The sequence below is a fragment of the Planctomycetaceae bacterium genome, from assembly GCA_039680605.1.
Taxonomy (GTDB): Bacteria; Planctomycetota; Phycisphaerae; order SM23-33; family SM23-33; genus JAJFUU01.
The window spans coordinates 89,894-104,812 of the sequence record JBDKTA010000008.1 but is presented as its reverse complement, the minus strand read 5'-3'; the positions used below and the strand labels follow the sequence as shown (position 1 = coordinate 104,812).

Annotated in this window: 15 protein-coding genes; all 15 read left to right on the top strand. The window is 64.0% G+C overall.

Features of this window, described 5'->3' with window-relative positions; all coding sequences use genetic code 11:
- Positions 1 to 69: 69 nt before the first annotated feature.
- The 15 genes from ABFD92_02475 to ABFD92_02405 all read left to right on the top strand — a co-directional run bounded on the left by ABFD92_02475 (position 70) and on the right by ABFD92_02405 (position 14,893).
- The gene (locus ABFD92_02475) at positions 70 to 1,236 is read left to right on the top strand and encodes a hypothetical protein (protein MEN6503381.1); all 1,167 of its coding nucleotides are present in this window, start codon (positions 70 to 72) and stop codon (positions 1,234 to 1,236) included.
- Positions 1,237 to 1,679: 443 nt separating this feature from the next.
- On the top strand, positions 1,680 to 3,155 hold the full coding sequence (locus tag ABFD92_02470) for a nicotinate phosphoribosyltransferase (GenBank protein ID MEN6503380.1): 1,476 nt from the start codon (positions 1,680 to 1,682) through the stop codon (positions 3,153 to 3,155).
- A 20-nt stretch (positions 3,156 to 3,175) separates the two neighbouring features.
- A complete protein-coding gene (nadE, locus tag ABFD92_02465; GenBank protein ID MEN6503379.1) occupies positions 3,176 to 5,245 on the top strand; it encodes an NAD(+) synthase in 2,070 nt (689 codons plus the stop codon).
- A gap of 118 nt (positions 5,246 to 5,363) precedes the next feature.
- Positions 5,364 to 6,053 (top strand): NUDIX domain-containing protein, encoded by a 690-nt coding sequence (locus tag ABFD92_02460; GenBank protein MEN6503378.1) that lies wholly within the window; start codon positions 5,364 to 5,366, stop codon positions 6,051 to 6,053.
- Between the two features lie 46 nt (positions 6,054 to 6,099).
- Entirely contained in the window at positions 6,100 to 6,771 is a 672-nt protein-coding gene (gene pncA, locus ABFD92_02455) for a bifunctional nicotinamidase/pyrazinamidase (GenBank protein ID MEN6503377.1), read from the top strand.
- Positions 6,772 to 6,773: 2 nt separating this feature from the next.
- On the top strand, positions 6,774 to 7,247 hold the full coding sequence (locus ABFD92_02450) for an NADAR family protein (protein ID MEN6503376.1): 474 nt from the start codon (positions 6,774 to 6,776) through the stop codon (positions 7,245 to 7,247).
- Positions 7,247 to 8,104, top strand: a complete 858-nt coding sequence (locus tag ABFD92_02445) for a TIGR02452 family protein (GenBank protein ID MEN6503375.1) — start codon at positions 7,247 to 7,249, stop codon at positions 8,102 to 8,104. The genes ABFD92_02450 and ABFD92_02445 overlap by 1 nt, the downstream gene beginning before the upstream one ends.
- On the top strand, positions 8,101 to 8,838 hold the full coding sequence (gene pnuC, locus ABFD92_02440; protein ID MEN6503374.1) for a nicotinamide riboside transporter PnuC: 738 nt from the start codon (positions 8,101 to 8,103) through the stop codon (positions 8,836 to 8,838). The genes ABFD92_02445 and pnuC overlap by 4 nt, the downstream gene beginning before the upstream one ends.
- Positions 8,835 to 9,839: an AAA family ATPase gene (locus ABFD92_02435; protein ID MEN6503373.1), complete on the top strand. Its 1,005-nt coding sequence runs from the start codon at positions 8,835 to 8,837 to the stop codon at positions 9,837 to 9,839. The genes pnuC and ABFD92_02435 overlap by 4 nt, the downstream gene beginning before the upstream one ends.
- A gap of 13 nt (positions 9,840 to 9,852) precedes the next feature.
- A complete protein-coding gene (locus tag ABFD92_02430; GenBank protein ID MEN6503372.1) occupies positions 9,853 to 11,052 on the top strand; it encodes a hypothetical protein in 1,200 nt (399 codons plus the stop codon).
- A gap of 36 nt (positions 11,053 to 11,088) precedes the next feature.
- Positions 11,089 to 11,985 (top strand): metal-dependent hydrolase, encoded by an 897-nt coding sequence (locus ABFD92_02425; GenBank protein MEN6503371.1) that lies wholly within the window; start codon positions 11,089 to 11,091, stop codon positions 11,983 to 11,985.
- Positions 11,978 to 12,379 (top strand): hypothetical protein, encoded by a 402-nt coding sequence (locus tag ABFD92_02420; GenBank protein ID MEN6503370.1) that lies wholly within the window; start codon positions 11,978 to 11,980, stop codon positions 12,377 to 12,379. Before ABFD92_02425 ends, ABFD92_02420 begins: the two co-directional genes overlap by 8 nt.
- Positions 12,376 to 13,308, top strand: coding sequence for an ADP-ribosylglycohydrolase family protein (locus ABFD92_02415; protein MEN6503369.1), 933 nt, complete (start codon positions 12,376 to 12,378; stop codon positions 13,306 to 13,308). Before ABFD92_02420 ends, ABFD92_02415 begins: the two co-directional genes overlap by 4 nt.
- Positions 13,305 to 14,366: an ADP-ribosylglycohydrolase family protein gene (locus ABFD92_02410; GenBank protein ID MEN6503368.1), complete on the top strand. Its 1,062-nt coding sequence runs from the start codon at positions 13,305 to 13,307 to the stop codon at positions 14,364 to 14,366. Before ABFD92_02415 ends, ABFD92_02410 begins: the two co-directional genes overlap by 4 nt.
- A 14-nt stretch (positions 14,367 to 14,380) precedes the next feature.
- Complete coding sequence (locus ABFD92_02405; protein ID MEN6503367.1) at positions 14,381 to 14,893, top strand: NUDIX hydrolase; 513 nt, start codon at positions 14,381 to 14,383, stop codon at positions 14,891 to 14,893.
- Positions 14,894 to 14,919 lie beyond the last annotated feature (26 nt).

Below are 14,919 nucleotides of genomic sequence, written 5' to 3'. Positions count from 1 at the left end.
TCGCCCCGGTGACAACGGGCGTTTCAAACACTGGGCAACCCTCTACTCTTGCGAAAGGGATGTGACAACATGGCAAAACAAATGATCCTCTGCTGCGTGAGTGGCCTTGTGCTGCTGACTCTGGCGGGCGCTGCCGCTGCGGGACCGCACTGCTGCCCGATCATCGTCGAAGACGTCAAGCTCATCAAAGAAGACCAGCTCAAGCCTAACGCGACCTTTCATCTGCCCGTTCCGATCCTGGGCAAGAGCACGCACCGCACCCGGAGCCGTCCCTCGGTGGTCATGATGTCCGTCCACCTGCCGGAGAACTACGATCCCAAGAAAGCTCATCCCGTCGTGGTACACCTCGGCGGCGGCGTCGACCAGCGCAAGTTCATCGGACGCTGGACCAGCATCACCGGCAACAAGGACTTCATCATCCTGCTGGCCGAATACACCTCCCGCCTCGACTCGGGCCCGCGAAACGCCGCCCAGATGCTGCGGATTCTCGCCGCCGCCACGCCCGTCAAGTACGGCGCCGTGGTCCTGGCCGGAATCTCCTCGGGAAGCTGGGGCATGAACACCAACTTCGCCGACCAGTTCTACACCCGCGGGTTCATGGACCCCTGGGACGGATTCATCTTCATCGAAGGCAACAACAACAAGCACATCACCGTCACGGCCGAGAAACTTCGCGGTCGTCCGGTGTTCTTCGTCGGCGGAAACTCCGGCGGCGCCAGGGCCATCCAGTTGAAGTCGCACGAGGCGGTCAAAGCCGCCGGCGGCGACAGCACGTTTTTCGACGAGGTCTCGGGCTACGGCGACTTTCCGCACACTTGCGACAAGCCCATCATGGAATGGCTCAAGACCAAGATCCTGGACAAACAGGCCAAGTACGACGCCTTCGACAAGAAGGTCGCCGACGCCGGCGACAAGCCTGACGCCCTGCTGGCCCTGTTGAAGGAGCCGCTGCATTACTGGCACGCCAAGCTGAATTGCCTGACCCGGTACATTGAGCTGGCCAGGAAAGAAACTGACGCCGCCAAGCGCACCGCCATGCTTGAGAAACTCAAGACCATCGCGAATCTGCCCATGACCAACGGCGGTCCGTCCCAGGACGCCATGGTGTGGCTGAGCCAGCAGAAGGGCTTCGACACCTTCGTCAAGACCACCCTGGCCAAGCACAACCCGTTTATCGATCCGGTCGTCGATCCCAAGAACGGATACGGCCCCAACGTCGACTTCAGGGCGCGGTAGGATCTCAGGGTTCTTACGCACTGCACGGCGATACGGGTGGCATGGGCGAGACGGTTCTGTTTCTCGTGGGTCGCCATGACCACTCTCATTGCCGGATCCGTCGGATTGATGTACGGCATAGTCGCGAGGCCTGTCGGCGATTGCCGTCAGCAGACCGTTTGTCACGCGGCTGGAGTGTCGGAGTTCATAGTCGACCCGTGGCTAATTCAGATATGCAGCGACTCCGATAATTCGACGTAAGAAGCAGGAATCGTGGCGATGGTGCGAACAATCTCCGCCGGGTAGACATTCCGTGGCGACCTGAGCGGCCTCTCTCGGCGAAGTCCTCGGCACCCGACGGGTGTCTTGATGCCCCAGCCTCATCTTCATATTTCCGCGTTCCAGCTTGACGCGACGGAAAACTAAGTGTATTATTAACACGAAGGCATTAAAGGAATGATCCCATGAACGCCGCGACGACAATCTACAAGCCCTCCTTGGCGCTGCTGACGGACCTGTATCAGCTCACGATGGCGTATGGATACTGGAAGTTGGGCCACACCGACGACCAGGCCGTCTTCCATCTGGTGTTTCGCAAGCACCCGTTCAAGGGCGGCTACACGATCGTCAACGGCCTGGAGAGCGTCGTCCACTTCCTCAAGGCCTTCCGCTACGATGGCGACGATCTGGCGTATCTGGGCACTCTGAAGGGCAGCGACGCCAAGGGGCTCTTTGAGCCGGCGTTCCTGGACTACCTGGCCGCCATTGAGTTCTCATGCGACGTTGACGCCGTGCCCGAGGGCACAGCCGTCTTCCCGCACGAGCCGCTGGTGCGGGTGCGAGGCCCGCTGCTTCAGTGCCAACTGCTGGAGACGCCGCTGCTGAACCTGATCAACTTCCAGACGCTGGTGGCCACTAAGGCCGCGCGAATCTGCCAGGCCGCCCGGGGCGAGCCGGTGCTGGAGTTCGGCCTGCGGCGGGCTCAGGGGATCGACGGCTCGCTGGCCGCCAGCCGAGCTGCCTACGTCGGCGGGTGCAGCGCCACCTCCAACGTGCTGGCCGGGCGGATGTACGGCATGCCCGTCAAGGGCACGCACGCCCATAGCTGGGTGATGTGCTTCGACGATGAACTGGAGGCCTTCGACGCCTATGCCCAGGCCATGCCCAACAACTGCATCTTTCTGGTCGACACCTATGACACGCTGGAAGGCGTGCGCAAGGCCATCGAGGCCGGTCGGCGGCTGCGGCAGCGCGGCGGGGAGATGCTGGGCATCCGCCTGGACAGCGGCGACCTGGCGTACCTGAGCATCGAGGCCCGCAAGATGCTTGACGCGGCCGGCTTCGGCAGCGCCTTCATCGTCGCCAGCAACGATCTGGACGAACACATCATCGCCAGCCTCAAGCAGCAGGACGCCAAGATTTCGGTCTGGGCGGTCGGCACGCGCCTGGCGACGGCCTTCGACGAGCCGGCCCTTGGCGGCGTGTACAAGCTATCCGCTATCCAACGCCCCGGCCAGCCGTGGCAGCACAAGGTCAAGCTCTCCGAGCAGGTCATCAAGACTTCAACGCCCGGCATGCTGCAGGTGCGCCGCTTCCGCCATGACGGGCAGTTCCTGGCCGACATGATCTTCGATGAACTGACGGGTCTGCCGCAGGGCCAGACCACCATTGTCGACGTGAAGGATCCCACGCGGCAGAAGATCGTCCCGCAAGATACGCCATGGCAGGACCTGCTGGTGCCGGTCTTTCGCGGCGGCCGATGCGTCTATGACCTGCCCGCCCTGGCCGACGTCCGTAGCCGCACGCAGGAGCAACTTGCCGCCCTGCACGAAGGCATCAAGCGATTCCTCAATCCGCACGAATACCCGGCCGGTCTTGAGAAGAACCTGCACGACCTCAAGACGCGGTTGATTCTCGCGGCACGGGGCCTGAACGCTTAGAATCTCGCCGGGAAGAAATCATGAAACTCATCAAGGTCGCCGCCGGGATCGTCAACACTACGCCGCTGGATTGGGACGGCAATAAGGCGGCTATTCTCGGGGCGATCGAGGCCGCCAGGGCTGACGGGGCGCAGATCCTCTGTCTGCCGGAGATGTGCCTCTGCGGTTATGGCTGCGAGGACGCGTTCGCCTCGCCGGGGCTGCGGCGGATGGCCCGCCAAGTGCTGCAGGAGATATTGCCCGCCACGCGCGGCATCATCGTCTCACTGGGCCTGCCGGTGCTGTATCACAATGCCTTGTTCAATACAGCCTGTCTCGTGGCCGACGGCAACGTCCTGGGCTTTGTCGCCAAGCAGCATCTGGCCGGCGAGGGGCTGCACTACGAGCCGCGATGGTTCAAGCCCTGGCCGGCCGGCGTGGCCGCCGAGGTGGAGCTCGACGGCCGCACTTACCGCATGGGCGATTTGTTCTTTGATATCGGCGGCGTGCGGATCGGGTTTGAGATCTGCGAAGATGCCTGGGTGGCCAAGCGGCCCGGCGGCGATCTTGCCCAGCATGGCGTCGACATCATCCTGAACCCCTCAGCCAGCCACTTCGCCTTCGGGAAGATCGCCGTGCGCAAGCGCTTCGTGCTCGAGGGCAGCCGCGCGTTCGGCTGCACATACGTCTACAGCAACCTGCTGGGCAACGAGGCCGGGCGCGCCATCTACGACGGCGGGGCCCTGATCGCCACCGGCGGCGCGATGGCCGCCGCGGGGCCGCGCTTTGGCTTCGAGAGCTTCGCCGTGACCTCGGCCGTGGTGGATATCGACGCCACGCGCCTGGCGCAGTCGCGTACAGGCAGCTTCACGCCGGCCGCCGGCGACGGCGCGTGCATCCGCGCGCCCTTCGACTACGCCGCCGGGCCGCTCTGCCGCCCCGCGGCCGATCAGCCCGGCTGGGAGTACGGGCCCAGCGTGCAGGAAGAAGAGTTCACGCGGGCGATGACATTGGGGCTGTTCGACTATCTGCGCAAGAGCCGCTCGCGCGGATTCGTCGTGTCGCTCAGCGGCGGTGCGGACTCGTCACTGGTGACGTGCCTGGTCGCGATGATGGTCCGCAGAGCGTGTGCCGCCCTCGGCGTGGAAGCATTCAAGAAGCGGCTGGGGTATTTCGGCCTCCAAGGCAGCAGCGAGCAGCAGATCGTGCGGGCACTGCTGACATGCGTCTACCAGTCCACAGCCAACAGCTCCGACACCACGCGCAGCGCCGCCCGCCAGGTCGCCGAGGCCGTCGGGGCAGAGTTCATCGAGCTGGACGTCGATCCGTTCTTCAAAGGCTACGTGGCGGCCGTCGAGGGCGCTCTGGGCCGCAGGCTCGCCTGGCAGAGCGACGACATCGCCCTGCAGAACATCCAGGCGCGCGTGCGGGCGCCGGGGGTGTGGATGATCGCGAACCTGCGAAGCGCCCTGCTGCTGGCCACGAGCAATCGCAGCGAGGCGGCCGTCGGGTACGCCACGATGGACGGCGACACCTGCGGCGGGCTATCCCCCATCGCCGGGATCGACAAGGCGTTCATCCGCCGCTATCTGCGGTGGCTCGAGGCCGCCGGCCCGCACGGCCTGGGCCCGATCCCGCAGTTGCACGCGGTGAATGTCCAGCAGCCTACAGCGGAGCTTCGCCCCAGCGAACAGGCTCAGACCGACGAAGCCGACCTCATGCCCTACGACCTGCTCGACGCCATCGAACGGGCCGCCATTCGCGACAAGAAGACCCCCGTCGAGGTCTTCGAATTGATGCTGGCAGAGTTCCCCCAGCACGGCCGCGGGCAGTTGGCCGCGTGGATCGATCGCTTCTTCCGCCTGTGGTGCCGCAACCAGTGGAAGCGCGAACGCTATGCCCCCAGCTTTCATCTCGACGACAAAAACCTCGACCCCAAAACCTGGTGCCGCTTCCCCATCCTCTCCGGCGGCTTCGAAAGAGAGCTGGCCGAGTTGCGGCAGCGAGTTTCTGTCATGACCACAGAGGCGGCGCCGAGTTCCCTCAGCACTCAAGGACGTTCGGCAGCGCAACAGCCTGTCTCGCCCTCCAACATGCCCCACATGCCTTAAAGATGCTGCCGCCGCAATGATCATTGCCGTCGCAGATAATATTTTTGCATTTCCTGGTTGACATAGTGTCCTACCTACACTAATCATAGTGTATAAGTGACACGAAAGGAACGGAACCATGGCACACACGTACGAATATCCGCGGCCGGCTCTGACGGTGGATTGTGTGGTCTTCGGGCTTGACGACGAAGACCTCAAGGTCCTGCTGATCCAGCGCGACCTGGAACCCTTCGCAGGCAAATGGGCCCTGCCCGGCGGGTTCGTGCGGATGGACGAGTCGCTGGAGGACGCCGCCCGACGCGAACTGGCGGAAGAGGCGGGTGTGGCAAACGTTTTTCTCGAGCAGCTCTACACCTTCGGCGATGTCGGCCGCGATCCCCGCGGGCGCGTCGTCACGGTAGCGTACTACGCCCTGGTCAAGCTGGGCGACTTCGCCGTCAAGGGCGCCTCCGACGCCCGCAACGCGGCCTGGTTTGCCCTGGAGGACGCGCCGACGCTGGCGTTCGACCATCAGCGCATCCTCGACGTTGCCCATGATCGCCTGCAGGGCAAGGTTCGCTACCAGCCCATCGGCTTTGAGTTGCTGCCGGGCAAGTTCACGCTGACGCAGCTCCAGCGGATGTACGAGAAGGTGCTCGACCGCCCCCTGGACAAGCGCAACTTCCGCAAGAAGATCCTGGCCATGGGGATTCTGCAGGGGCTCGACGAGGTCGAGACCGACGTGGCCCACCGGGCGGCCCAGTTGTACCGCTTCGACAAGAAGCGATACGACGCCCTGGTCAAGCAAGGCTTTAACTTCGAGATCTGACCTATGGCACGGGCCCCTCGCCCGTGCAGCCGGAAAGGAACAGGCCATGAACAACACTACAAACAACATGAACAACACGAAGAACACGCGACGGGCCCTGATCCTGGTGGACATCCAGAGCGACTTCTGCCCCGACGGAGCGCTGCCCGTGCCCGCAGGCGACGAGGTCGTCGGCGTGGCCAACCGACTGATGGACCTGTTTGACGTGGTCGTGGCCACGCAGGACTGGCACCCGCCCGCCCATGGCTCTTTCGCAAGCACTCACGGCCGCAAGGTCGGCGAGATGGCGGAACTGGCCGGGCTGGAGCAGATCCTCTGGCCGGACCACTGCGTGCAGGGGACGCCTGGTGCTGAGCTGGCGGCCGGGCTGAATGTGGCCGGCATCGACAAGGTCATCCGCAAGGGCACCGAGGCGCTCATCGACAGCTACAGCGCGTTCTACGACAACGCCCACCGCAAGGCCACGGCGCTGGGCGAGTACTTGGCCGCCCGCGGCGTGGGCGAGGTGTTCGTGATGGGTCTGGCGACGGACTACTGCGTGAAGTTCACGGCCCTGGATGCCCTGGGCCTGGGCTACCGCACGCACGTGGTGATCGACGGCTGCCGCGGCGTGAACGTTAAAGAAGGCGTCGCCGCCCGCGCCATCGAAGAAATGGCCACCGCCGGCGCCATCATCCTGACCAGCCGCCACCTCCTCGAAACCAGAAAGGCAGCGTAACCGTGAACGAAATCATCTTCTACAGCACCAAGAGCGAGAACGGGTATTTGTCGAACTTCGCCGCATACCCAATCGAACTGGACGGGCAGATATGGCCAACAAGCGAGCATTACTTTCAGGCTCAAAAGTTCCCACGTACCGAGCATGCCGTGAGGATACGCCAGACGCCCTCGCCGATGATTGCCGCGCGTCTGGGCCGCAGCCGCCGTGTCCCAATCAGACCGGACTGGGAGCAGGTCAAGGACGCCGTAATGCTGGCGGCCCTGCGGGCAAAGTTCTCCCAGCACCCCGACCTGCGCGAGATGCTGTTAGCGACGGGTGAGGCACGGATCGTCGAGCGTGCTAAGAAGGATCGTTACTGGGGCGATGGCGGCGACGGCAGCGGGCGCAACCGCCTGGGTGAGCTGCTGATGCAGGTGCGCGACGAACTGCGGCGCGCGGGTACATGTGGCGTCGATGCGACGGAGGTGCCCTGATGAAAGCGGCCAATCGCAATGACAGGTCGGCCATCGCGCAGGAAACGCTGGCGATCGTAGAGAAAGGCTTTTACCTCAGTCCGCTCGGACGACGAGTCGATCTTGGACCGATGATCGAGGAGAGCCAACAGGGTACCGAGTTGCTCCGCCCGCAGAACTGGGCAGAGATCCATGCCGCTGCACAGGCGGTGCCGCAAGCCGATCACCCTACGATGATCGAGGTTACCGCGGAAACCACACTGGCGGCGGCGCGGCGGTTATCTTGCGTGCCGGGCAGTCGTGTGCTGGCGTTGAACTTCGCCTCGGCCAAGAATCCCGGCGGCGGATTTCTCGGTGGCTCACAAGCCCAGGAGGAAAGCCTGGCCAGAGCTTCAGGGCTGTATCCGTGTTTGCTGAAGTGCCCGGAGTATTACCAAGCCAACCGCACCTGCGGCACGTTGCTTTATACCGACCATGCCATCTACAGCCCATCGGTGCCGGTGTTCCGCGACGATGAGGACCAGCTGATCGAGGAGCCATTTGTCACAAGCTTTGTAACCATGCCGGCCCCGAACATCGGGGCGATGCGAGCGGGCAGCCTCCAGATTGCGGATGTGGAAGGAGTCCTGCGCCAACGCGTCGACCACGTGCTGGCTCTTGCGGTTGCGCGCGGCTACAGCCATCTGGTGCTTGGCGCGTGGGGCTGCGGCGTATTTGGCAATGATCCGGCCGTCGTGGCCAAGGCGTTTGAACAAAGCCTTATCACCTGGGGCACACGCGTCAAAACAACCACCTTTGCAATCTTCGACACCATCGGCCACACCCGGGAGGTCTTTGCCCGGCAACTTGCCCCCGAACAACAAGAAGGAAGACCATGAGCCTCTCGTCAATTGAACAGGAAGCGATCTCGCCAGTGCAGGCGCCTGCTGCTTCACGAGGCACAGTCGTGGGCTGGCTGAAGTATGGCCTCTGCACTGTCGCCTCGGCGGTGCTGGTGGTGGCGGCGTGGCGGCAGTGGATTCCGACGTCACTGACCGAAGCGTTGGGTTTTGCCACCGGCGCGTTCTGCGTGTTGCTCACAGTCGATGCCAAGATCGCCAACTTCCCGGTCGGGCTTGGCAACAACGTCTTCCTGTTCGTCGTGTTCCTGGGCGCGCGGCTGTACGCGGACATGAGCCTCCAGGTCGTCTTCTTTGTCCTGGGAGTGATCGGCTGGTGGAGCTGGCTCTACGGCGGGCCCAGCCGCACGCGACTGACCATCACTCGCGCCCGTCGCTGGGAGTGGATTGTGCTGCCGCCACTCGCGGCCGCCCTCACGTATGGCATGTCGGTGCTGCTGGCGTATCTGGGCGACGCCGCGCCGCTGCGCGACGCCGCGACTGCGGTCCTGAGCATCGCCGCTCAATACCTGCTCAACCGCAAGCGCTTCGAGCACTGGTGGGTCTGGATCCTTGTCGATTTAATCTCGATCCAGCTCTACATCGATCGGCAGATCTACCTGACGGCCGGGCTGTACGTGCTGTTTCTGGGCCTGTGCGTGGCCGGCTTGTGGCAGTGGCGCCGCACGCTGGCCGCCGCCAGCCTGCAGCCCGCGGCGGGAGGCGAAGCATGAAACCGTTCCGCACAGGCGTGATCGCGGGCAAGTTCTACCCGCCCCACCGCGGGCACCAGTTGCTGATCGAGACGGCCCTGGCGAAGTGCGACGAGGTCTACGTGCTGGCGTGCTTCAACGCCTCCCAGACGATCCCCATCGCCCGGCGCGTCGAGTGGTTGCGGGAGATGTGCCCAACTGCTCACGTCCTTTCGGTGCTGGACGTGCCGGCCGATGATGATTCAGCGGGCTGGGCGGCGTACACACGGCAGATTCTGGGCCTCGCCCCCGATGCGGTCTTTTCCTCTGAGGCCTATGGCGACACCTACGCCCGCTGCCTTGGGGCCGTCCACGTCAACGTGGATCCGCAGCGCGGGCAGGTGCCCTGCTCGGCCACGATGATCCGCAACGACCCGCTGGCGCACCTGGACTATCTGGCGCCGTGCGTCCGAGCGTGGTATATGCGGCGCGTTTGTCTGGTCGGCGCGGAATCCACCGGCAAGACCACCCTCGCCGCGGCGTTGGCCGATCACTACCACACGGTTTGGATGGCCGAATACGGCCGCGAGTATTGCGACGTCAAACTCGCCAACGGCACGCTGGAGCAGTGGGACTCGGTCGAGTTCGAGCATATCGCCCGCGAGCACGCGCGGCGCGAGGATCTGCTGGCCCGCCAAGCCAATCGCCTTCTGATCGTCGATACCGACGCCTTCGCCACCGCCATCTGGCACCGGCGATACATGCAGGACTGCCGCAGCCCCGCCGTCGAGCGCCTCGCGGCTGAGCGACAGGGCTTCTACGCGCTTTACCTGCTGTGCGAGACGGACATTCCCTGGGTTCAGGACGGCACGCGCGACGGCCAGCACGTGCGACAGGCAATGCAGGACACTTTCGTTGCGGAACTGACCGCCACAGGCCGGCCTTGGCTGCGGTTGACCGGTTCGCACGACGAACGTCTGCGACAAGCTGTCGCCGCCATCGATGCCGTGCCGACCGGGCAAACTCCAATGCATACGCCATGACAGGAGAACGACCATGAAACTCATCACCATCAGACAGGGAGAGCGGGTTGCGGTTTGGGATAAGAGCGGGCGGATGCGGGTGGTGGATGGGCCGCGGCGGGTCTTTCTGTTTCGCCAGACGGCCCAGCGGCTGCAGCTGTTCAGCGCCGAAGCCAGCCAGTACCTGGCCGTTCGCTATTGCGACGGGCACTGCCAGAACGTGCGCGGGCCGGCGTCGATCTTCTGGGATCCGGTGCTGCACGAGAAGATCACTGTCGAAGAGGCCCTGGCGATCAACGCCCATGAGGCCGTCGTCGTTTACGCACGCGAGGACGGCAAGGTACTGCGGCGCGTCGTGCACGGGCCGGCGGTATTCGTCCCCAGCGAGAAGGAATGGCTGCACGAGTTCTCGTGGCACGGGGCCGACCCGCGAAACCCGCACCGCAAGGTTCCCCACGGCCTCAAGTTCAGGACGCTCTGGACCATCCCCGACCAGATGTACTTCGACGTGCCCGAGGTGCGCACGGCCGACGACGCGCTGCTGGTGATCGAGCTGATGATCTTCTTCGAACTGGCCGACATCGAGCGGATGCTCGACCAGACCCACGACCCGATCGCCGATTTCGTCAACGCGGTATCGGCCGACGTGATCGACTACGTGGGGCGGCGGACGTTCGAGGAGTTCAAGAGCCAGACCGAGAAGCTCAACGACCTGTCGGCCTACGCCAACCTCACCCAGCGGGCCACCCGCATCGGCTACCGGATCAGCAAGGTGGTCTATCGCGGGTACCTCGCCGGCGAGAAGCTCCAGGCCATGCATGACGCGGCGATCCAGGCCCGCACCAAGCTCAAGCTCGAAGCCGAGACCGAGCGACAGGCCCAGGAACTGGCGGACCTGCGCCTGGCCCGCGAGGCCGCCCGGGCCGACCAGCAACGTCAGATGGAGCAGGCCCAGGCCCAGCACCGCATCGCCCTGGAGCGCCTGGGGCACGATGAAAAGCTCCGAGCCCGCACGCAGGAGCAGGAAAACGAAGCCGCCGCCACGCAGCGCCTCAACGCGATCGACCTGGAGCACCGCAAGGCCGCCGACGCCCAGCGCGTCGACCTGCTGCGAGCCATGCAGGCCCTGCAGGTGGACCTGACGAAATACCTCGTCGCCCAGTACCAGAACCCCGACCGCCTGATCCGGGTCGAAGGCGAAAAGCGCACGCAGCTGCACCTGCATGAGAATTAGAGGCGCCGTGAATACCTTGAAAACATTGGACTGCGCATGAACATCATTACACATGTCATGACGGGCGTAACTATTGCGACGCCTCTGGCTGTTCAGCGGCCGCTGACCGCTGCCGCCATCGTATTCGGATCGCTTCTTCCCGACCTGGACGTCCTGTCGCGATGCTGGGGCAAAAAGGCGTTCCTGCGCTTTCACCAGACACTCACACATTCGCTGCCGTGCATCGCGGTTATGACTCTGGCGATGACGGGCGCGTGGCATTGGATGGGCTGGCCGGAGTTGTGGGCGCCGGCCGCCCTGGGGGCGGGCATGATGATTCATTCCCTGATGGACTTTGCCAACACGTATGGCACGACGATCATGTGGCCGTTTGTGCGCCGGCGTGTGGCCCTGAACTGGATGTTTTTCACCGACGCCGTCACGGTGGCCGTCACGACTACCTTGGGCACGGCGTGTATTTACAGCGCCTTGCATGAAGGGTTTTCCGCCTTACCGGCGGTCATTTTCGCCATATTCATTGCCGGATGGTGGACGCTCCGGGCGGTGCTGGCACGGCGAGCACGAGAACTCGCGATCACCCCCGGCGACAGCCTTGTCCCGGGCTCATGGTGGCATTTCTACGGTTGCCACGTCGATGCCGGCGGCCTCGCGGAACTGTATCTCATCAACGCAATCAACGGGACGCGCCGTACGCGGGGCCGGTGCCTCACGATGGACGAGCAGTATGCCCCGCTGCTGGCCAGCGTCCCGGAGTACGTGATGATGCGGAGCCTGTCGAGCGAATATCACGTCGTTGAGGCCCAACCGTGCAGCGAAGGGCTCAAGCTGATCTGCCGCGACCTGCGGACGCAGAACTTCGGTGGACGCTTTGGACAGTTGACCGTCACACTCGACCGAATGGGCAACGTGCAAAGGAAGGTGTTCGATGTCTGAAGACACACTGCCATGGTGGAATGCACAACGGCACAAAGGCTTCAGGTTCTCGCTGCAGGATGCGGTGGCCGTGGCGGCCGCAGTACCCTTGACATGGGTTCTGTGGTCAGCGCTGGGTCCAGTCGGTTTGTTCCTGCCGGTTGTCCTGGGCCATTTCTTTCTGTTCTGCAACGTGTTTCGCGTCGGGAGACGGTTCGAGATCATCTGGGCCATGCTGTTCATGGTCAACGCGTGCGCCCTGCTGTGGTTTGAATCGCTGGTCTGGTGGCGCGCGATTGTGCTCCAGATGCCGGCGACTCTGACGATCCTGGCCGTCACGATCGCCCGCCGGAACTACCGGGGCATCGGGTGGACGAGGATTCATCGCGCTGCTCGCGCAGGGAGCCTGTCATGACGCTGACTGAACGTTATCTTGGGGCATTGATTGGCTTGGCTGTCGGAGACGCGGTCGGAACAGCGCTGGAGTTTCAGCCGCCTGGGAGTTTCTCACCGATCAAGGACATGATCGGCGGCGGGCCTTTCGGGCTCAAGCCCGGGCAGTGGACTGATGACACGTCCATGGCGCTGTGTCTGGCCGATAGCCTCGTCGAGATGAAGGGCTTCGACGCCGCCGACCAGCTTCGACGCTATGTGCAATGGTACAAGCACGGGCAATTCAGTTGCACCGGACGGTGCTTTGACATCGGCGGCACAACCCGCGCCGCGCTGCAGCAGTTCATGCGAAGCGGAGAACCGTATTGCGGTTCGACTGATCCGCACGCGGCCGGTAATGGATCATTGATGCGATTGGCCCCGGTGCCGATGTTCTTCGCCGGCGATGCGGCTGTGGCGATAGAGCGATCCGGCGATAGCTCTCGCACTACGCATGGCGCGACGACGGCTGTGGACGCGTGCCGGTACTACGGCGGGTTGATCGTGGCGGCGCTGAATGGCGTGGACAAGCAGACGCTTCTGTCGCAGCGATACTGTCCGGCCGCCGACTATTGGCAGACCCACCCGCTGTGCCCAGAGGTGGATGCGGTGGCCGCGGGCTCGTTCAAGCACAAGCAGCCGCCGGCCATTCGCGGCACCGGGTACGTGGTCGACGCCATGGAAGCGGCCTTGTGGGCGTTCGATCACTCGACGAACTTCCGCGACGGGTGCCTGGCGGCCGTCAATCTTGGCGACGATGCCGACACCACCGGAGCGATCTACGGCCAACTTGCCGGCGCGTACTACGGTTACTCGGATATCCCGCAAAGCTGGCGTTACAAGCTTGCCCAGCACGAAATGATCGAGTCCTTCGCCAAGAAGTTGTTGACGGGCCGGTGTGAGGCACAATGAACTCATTCGAAATGCATCCCGTGACGTACGCCGGACTGGCGGGCCTTCTGGTCGGCACGGCGATCGGGGACGCTATCGGCCTGCCGAGGGAGGGACTGTCACGGCGGCGGGCGATGCGGCTGTTTGGGCCGGCGCCGCTGGAGCACCGGCTGCTCTTTGGGCGCGGGATGTTCAGCGACGACACGGAACATGCCTGCATGACGGCGCAGGCCTTGCTGGCACATAGCGATAACCCGGCGAAGTTCGCGCGATCGTTGGCCTGGCGGCTGCGGGGATGGTTCCTGTCGCTACCGCCCGGGATCGGCATGGGCACGGCTAAGGCGTGCATGAAGCTCCTGTCAGGCTGGCCCGCCAACCGTAGCGGAGTGTGCTCGGCGGGCAATGGCCCGGCTATGCGAGCGCCGATTATCGGGGCGGTGTTGGCCGACCGGCCGGACCTGATGCGCGAGATGGCGCGAGCATCCACGCGGCTGACGCACACAGACTCGCGAGCCGAAGAAGGCGCGTACGTGATCGCCGCGGCCGCCGCACACGCGGCGGCGGGCGAAATAGATGCTGAGAACTTCTTCGAGCAAGTTCTGCCCCAGATCCAAGGGCAGCAGTTGAAACAGTACTTGGCTGCGGCCCGGCAGCAGTTGGCGGCGGGCGCGTCGCCAGCCGAGTTCGCAACCGAGATGGGCATGGGCATAGGCATCAGCGGCTATATCAACCACACCGTACCGGCAGCGATCTTCTGCTGGCTGCGATATCGCGGCGACTTTCGCCGCAGCGTGGAGGAGGCCGTGCTGCTTGGCGGCGACAGCGATACCGTCGGCGCGATTGTCGGCGCTCTGGCGGGCGCATCGGCGGGGCTGGAAGGAATTCCTGCTCAGTGGATTAAAGGTTTGTTCGAGTGGCCGCGGACGGTTGATTGGATTAAGAATCTGGCGCGGCAGTTGGCCGAGGGCAAGGCGGCCAATGCGCCGCGGCTCTTCTGGCCGGGCGTGCTGCTGCGAAACATGTTGTTGCTGATGATTGTTCTGGCGCACGGCCTGCGACGGCTGCTGCCGCCGTATTGAGAAGGAGGTATCGCGTGGACAGACAGATTGTATGGCAAGGGCGGTTTCTTCGGGCGGTGGTGCGGGGGCGATATGAATGCATCGAGCGGTGCAATATCAGCGGGATCGTCGGGATCATTGCCGTGACCGATGAGGGAGAGTTGGTGCTTGTCGAGCAGTTTCGCCCGCCGCTGCAGGCTCGTGTGATCGAGCTGCCGGCCGGGCTCGTCGGCGACACCGACGCCGGCAGAGATGAATCGCTCGAAACCGCGGCGCATCGCGAACTGATGGAAGAGACGGGATACGTGGCCGCGAGCATCGAGCCGGTGGCCTGTGGCGCGGCCTCGGCGGGAATGTCCAACGAGACGATGACCCTGATGCTGGCGCGAGGGCTGACCAGGACCGCCGCGGGCGGCGGAGACGAGCACGAAGATATCACCGTCCACCACGTGCCGCTGAAGCAACTGCTCGACTGGCTACGCAGGCGGACGGCGGAGGGAATCCTGGTCGACCTGAAGGTCTATGCGGCGATCCCTTTTTGCCAATAACAACCGTGCAGTGAGGACATGGCACC

Excerpts from the sequence above, each read along its gene's own strand:
- ABFD92_02475 (MEN6503381.1), top strand. The coding sequence starts at position 70 with ATGGCAAAACAAATGATCCTCTGCTGCGTGAGTGGCCTTGTGCTGCTG.
- ABFD92_02470 (MEN6503380.1), top strand. The coding sequence starts at position 1,680 with ATGAACGCCGCGACGACAATCTACAAGCCCTCCTTGGCGCTGCTGACG.
- nadE (MEN6503379.1), top strand. The coding sequence starts at position 3,176 with ATGAAACTCATCAAGGTCGCCGCCGGGATCGTCAACACTACGCCGCTG.
- ABFD92_02460 (MEN6503378.1), top strand. The coding sequence starts at position 5,364 with ATGGCACACACGTACGAATATCCGCGGCCGGCTCTGACGGTGGATTGT.
- pncA (MEN6503377.1), top strand. The coding sequence starts at position 6,100 with ATGAACAACACTACAAACAACATGAACAACACGAAGAACACGCGACGG.
- ABFD92_02445 (MEN6503375.1), top strand. The coding sequence starts at position 7,247 with ATGAAAGCGGCCAATCGCAATGACAGGTCGGCCATCGCGCAGGAAACG.
- pnuC (MEN6503374.1), top strand. The coding sequence starts at position 8,101 with ATGAGCCTCTCGTCAATTGAACAGGAAGCGATCTCGCCAGTGCAGGCG.
- ABFD92_02435 (MEN6503373.1), top strand. The coding sequence starts at position 8,835 with ATGAAACCGTTCCGCACAGGCGTGATCGCGGGCAAGTTCTACCCGCCC.
- ABFD92_02430 (MEN6503372.1), top strand. The coding sequence starts at position 9,853 with ATGAAACTCATCACCATCAGACAGGGAGAGCGGGTTGCGGTTTGGGAT.
- ABFD92_02425 (MEN6503371.1), top strand. The coding sequence starts at position 11,089 with ATGAACATCATTACACATGTCATGACGGGCGTAACTATTGCGACGCCT.
- ABFD92_02420 (MEN6503370.1), top strand. The coding sequence starts at position 11,978 with ATGTCTGAAGACACACTGCCATGGTGGAATGCACAACGGCACAAAGGC.
- ABFD92_02415 (MEN6503369.1), top strand. The coding sequence starts at position 12,376 with ATGACGCTGACTGAACGTTATCTTGGGGCATTGATTGGCTTGGCTGTC.
- ABFD92_02410 (MEN6503368.1), top strand. The coding sequence starts at position 13,305 with ATGAACTCATTCGAAATGCATCCCGTGACGTACGCCGGACTGGCGGGC.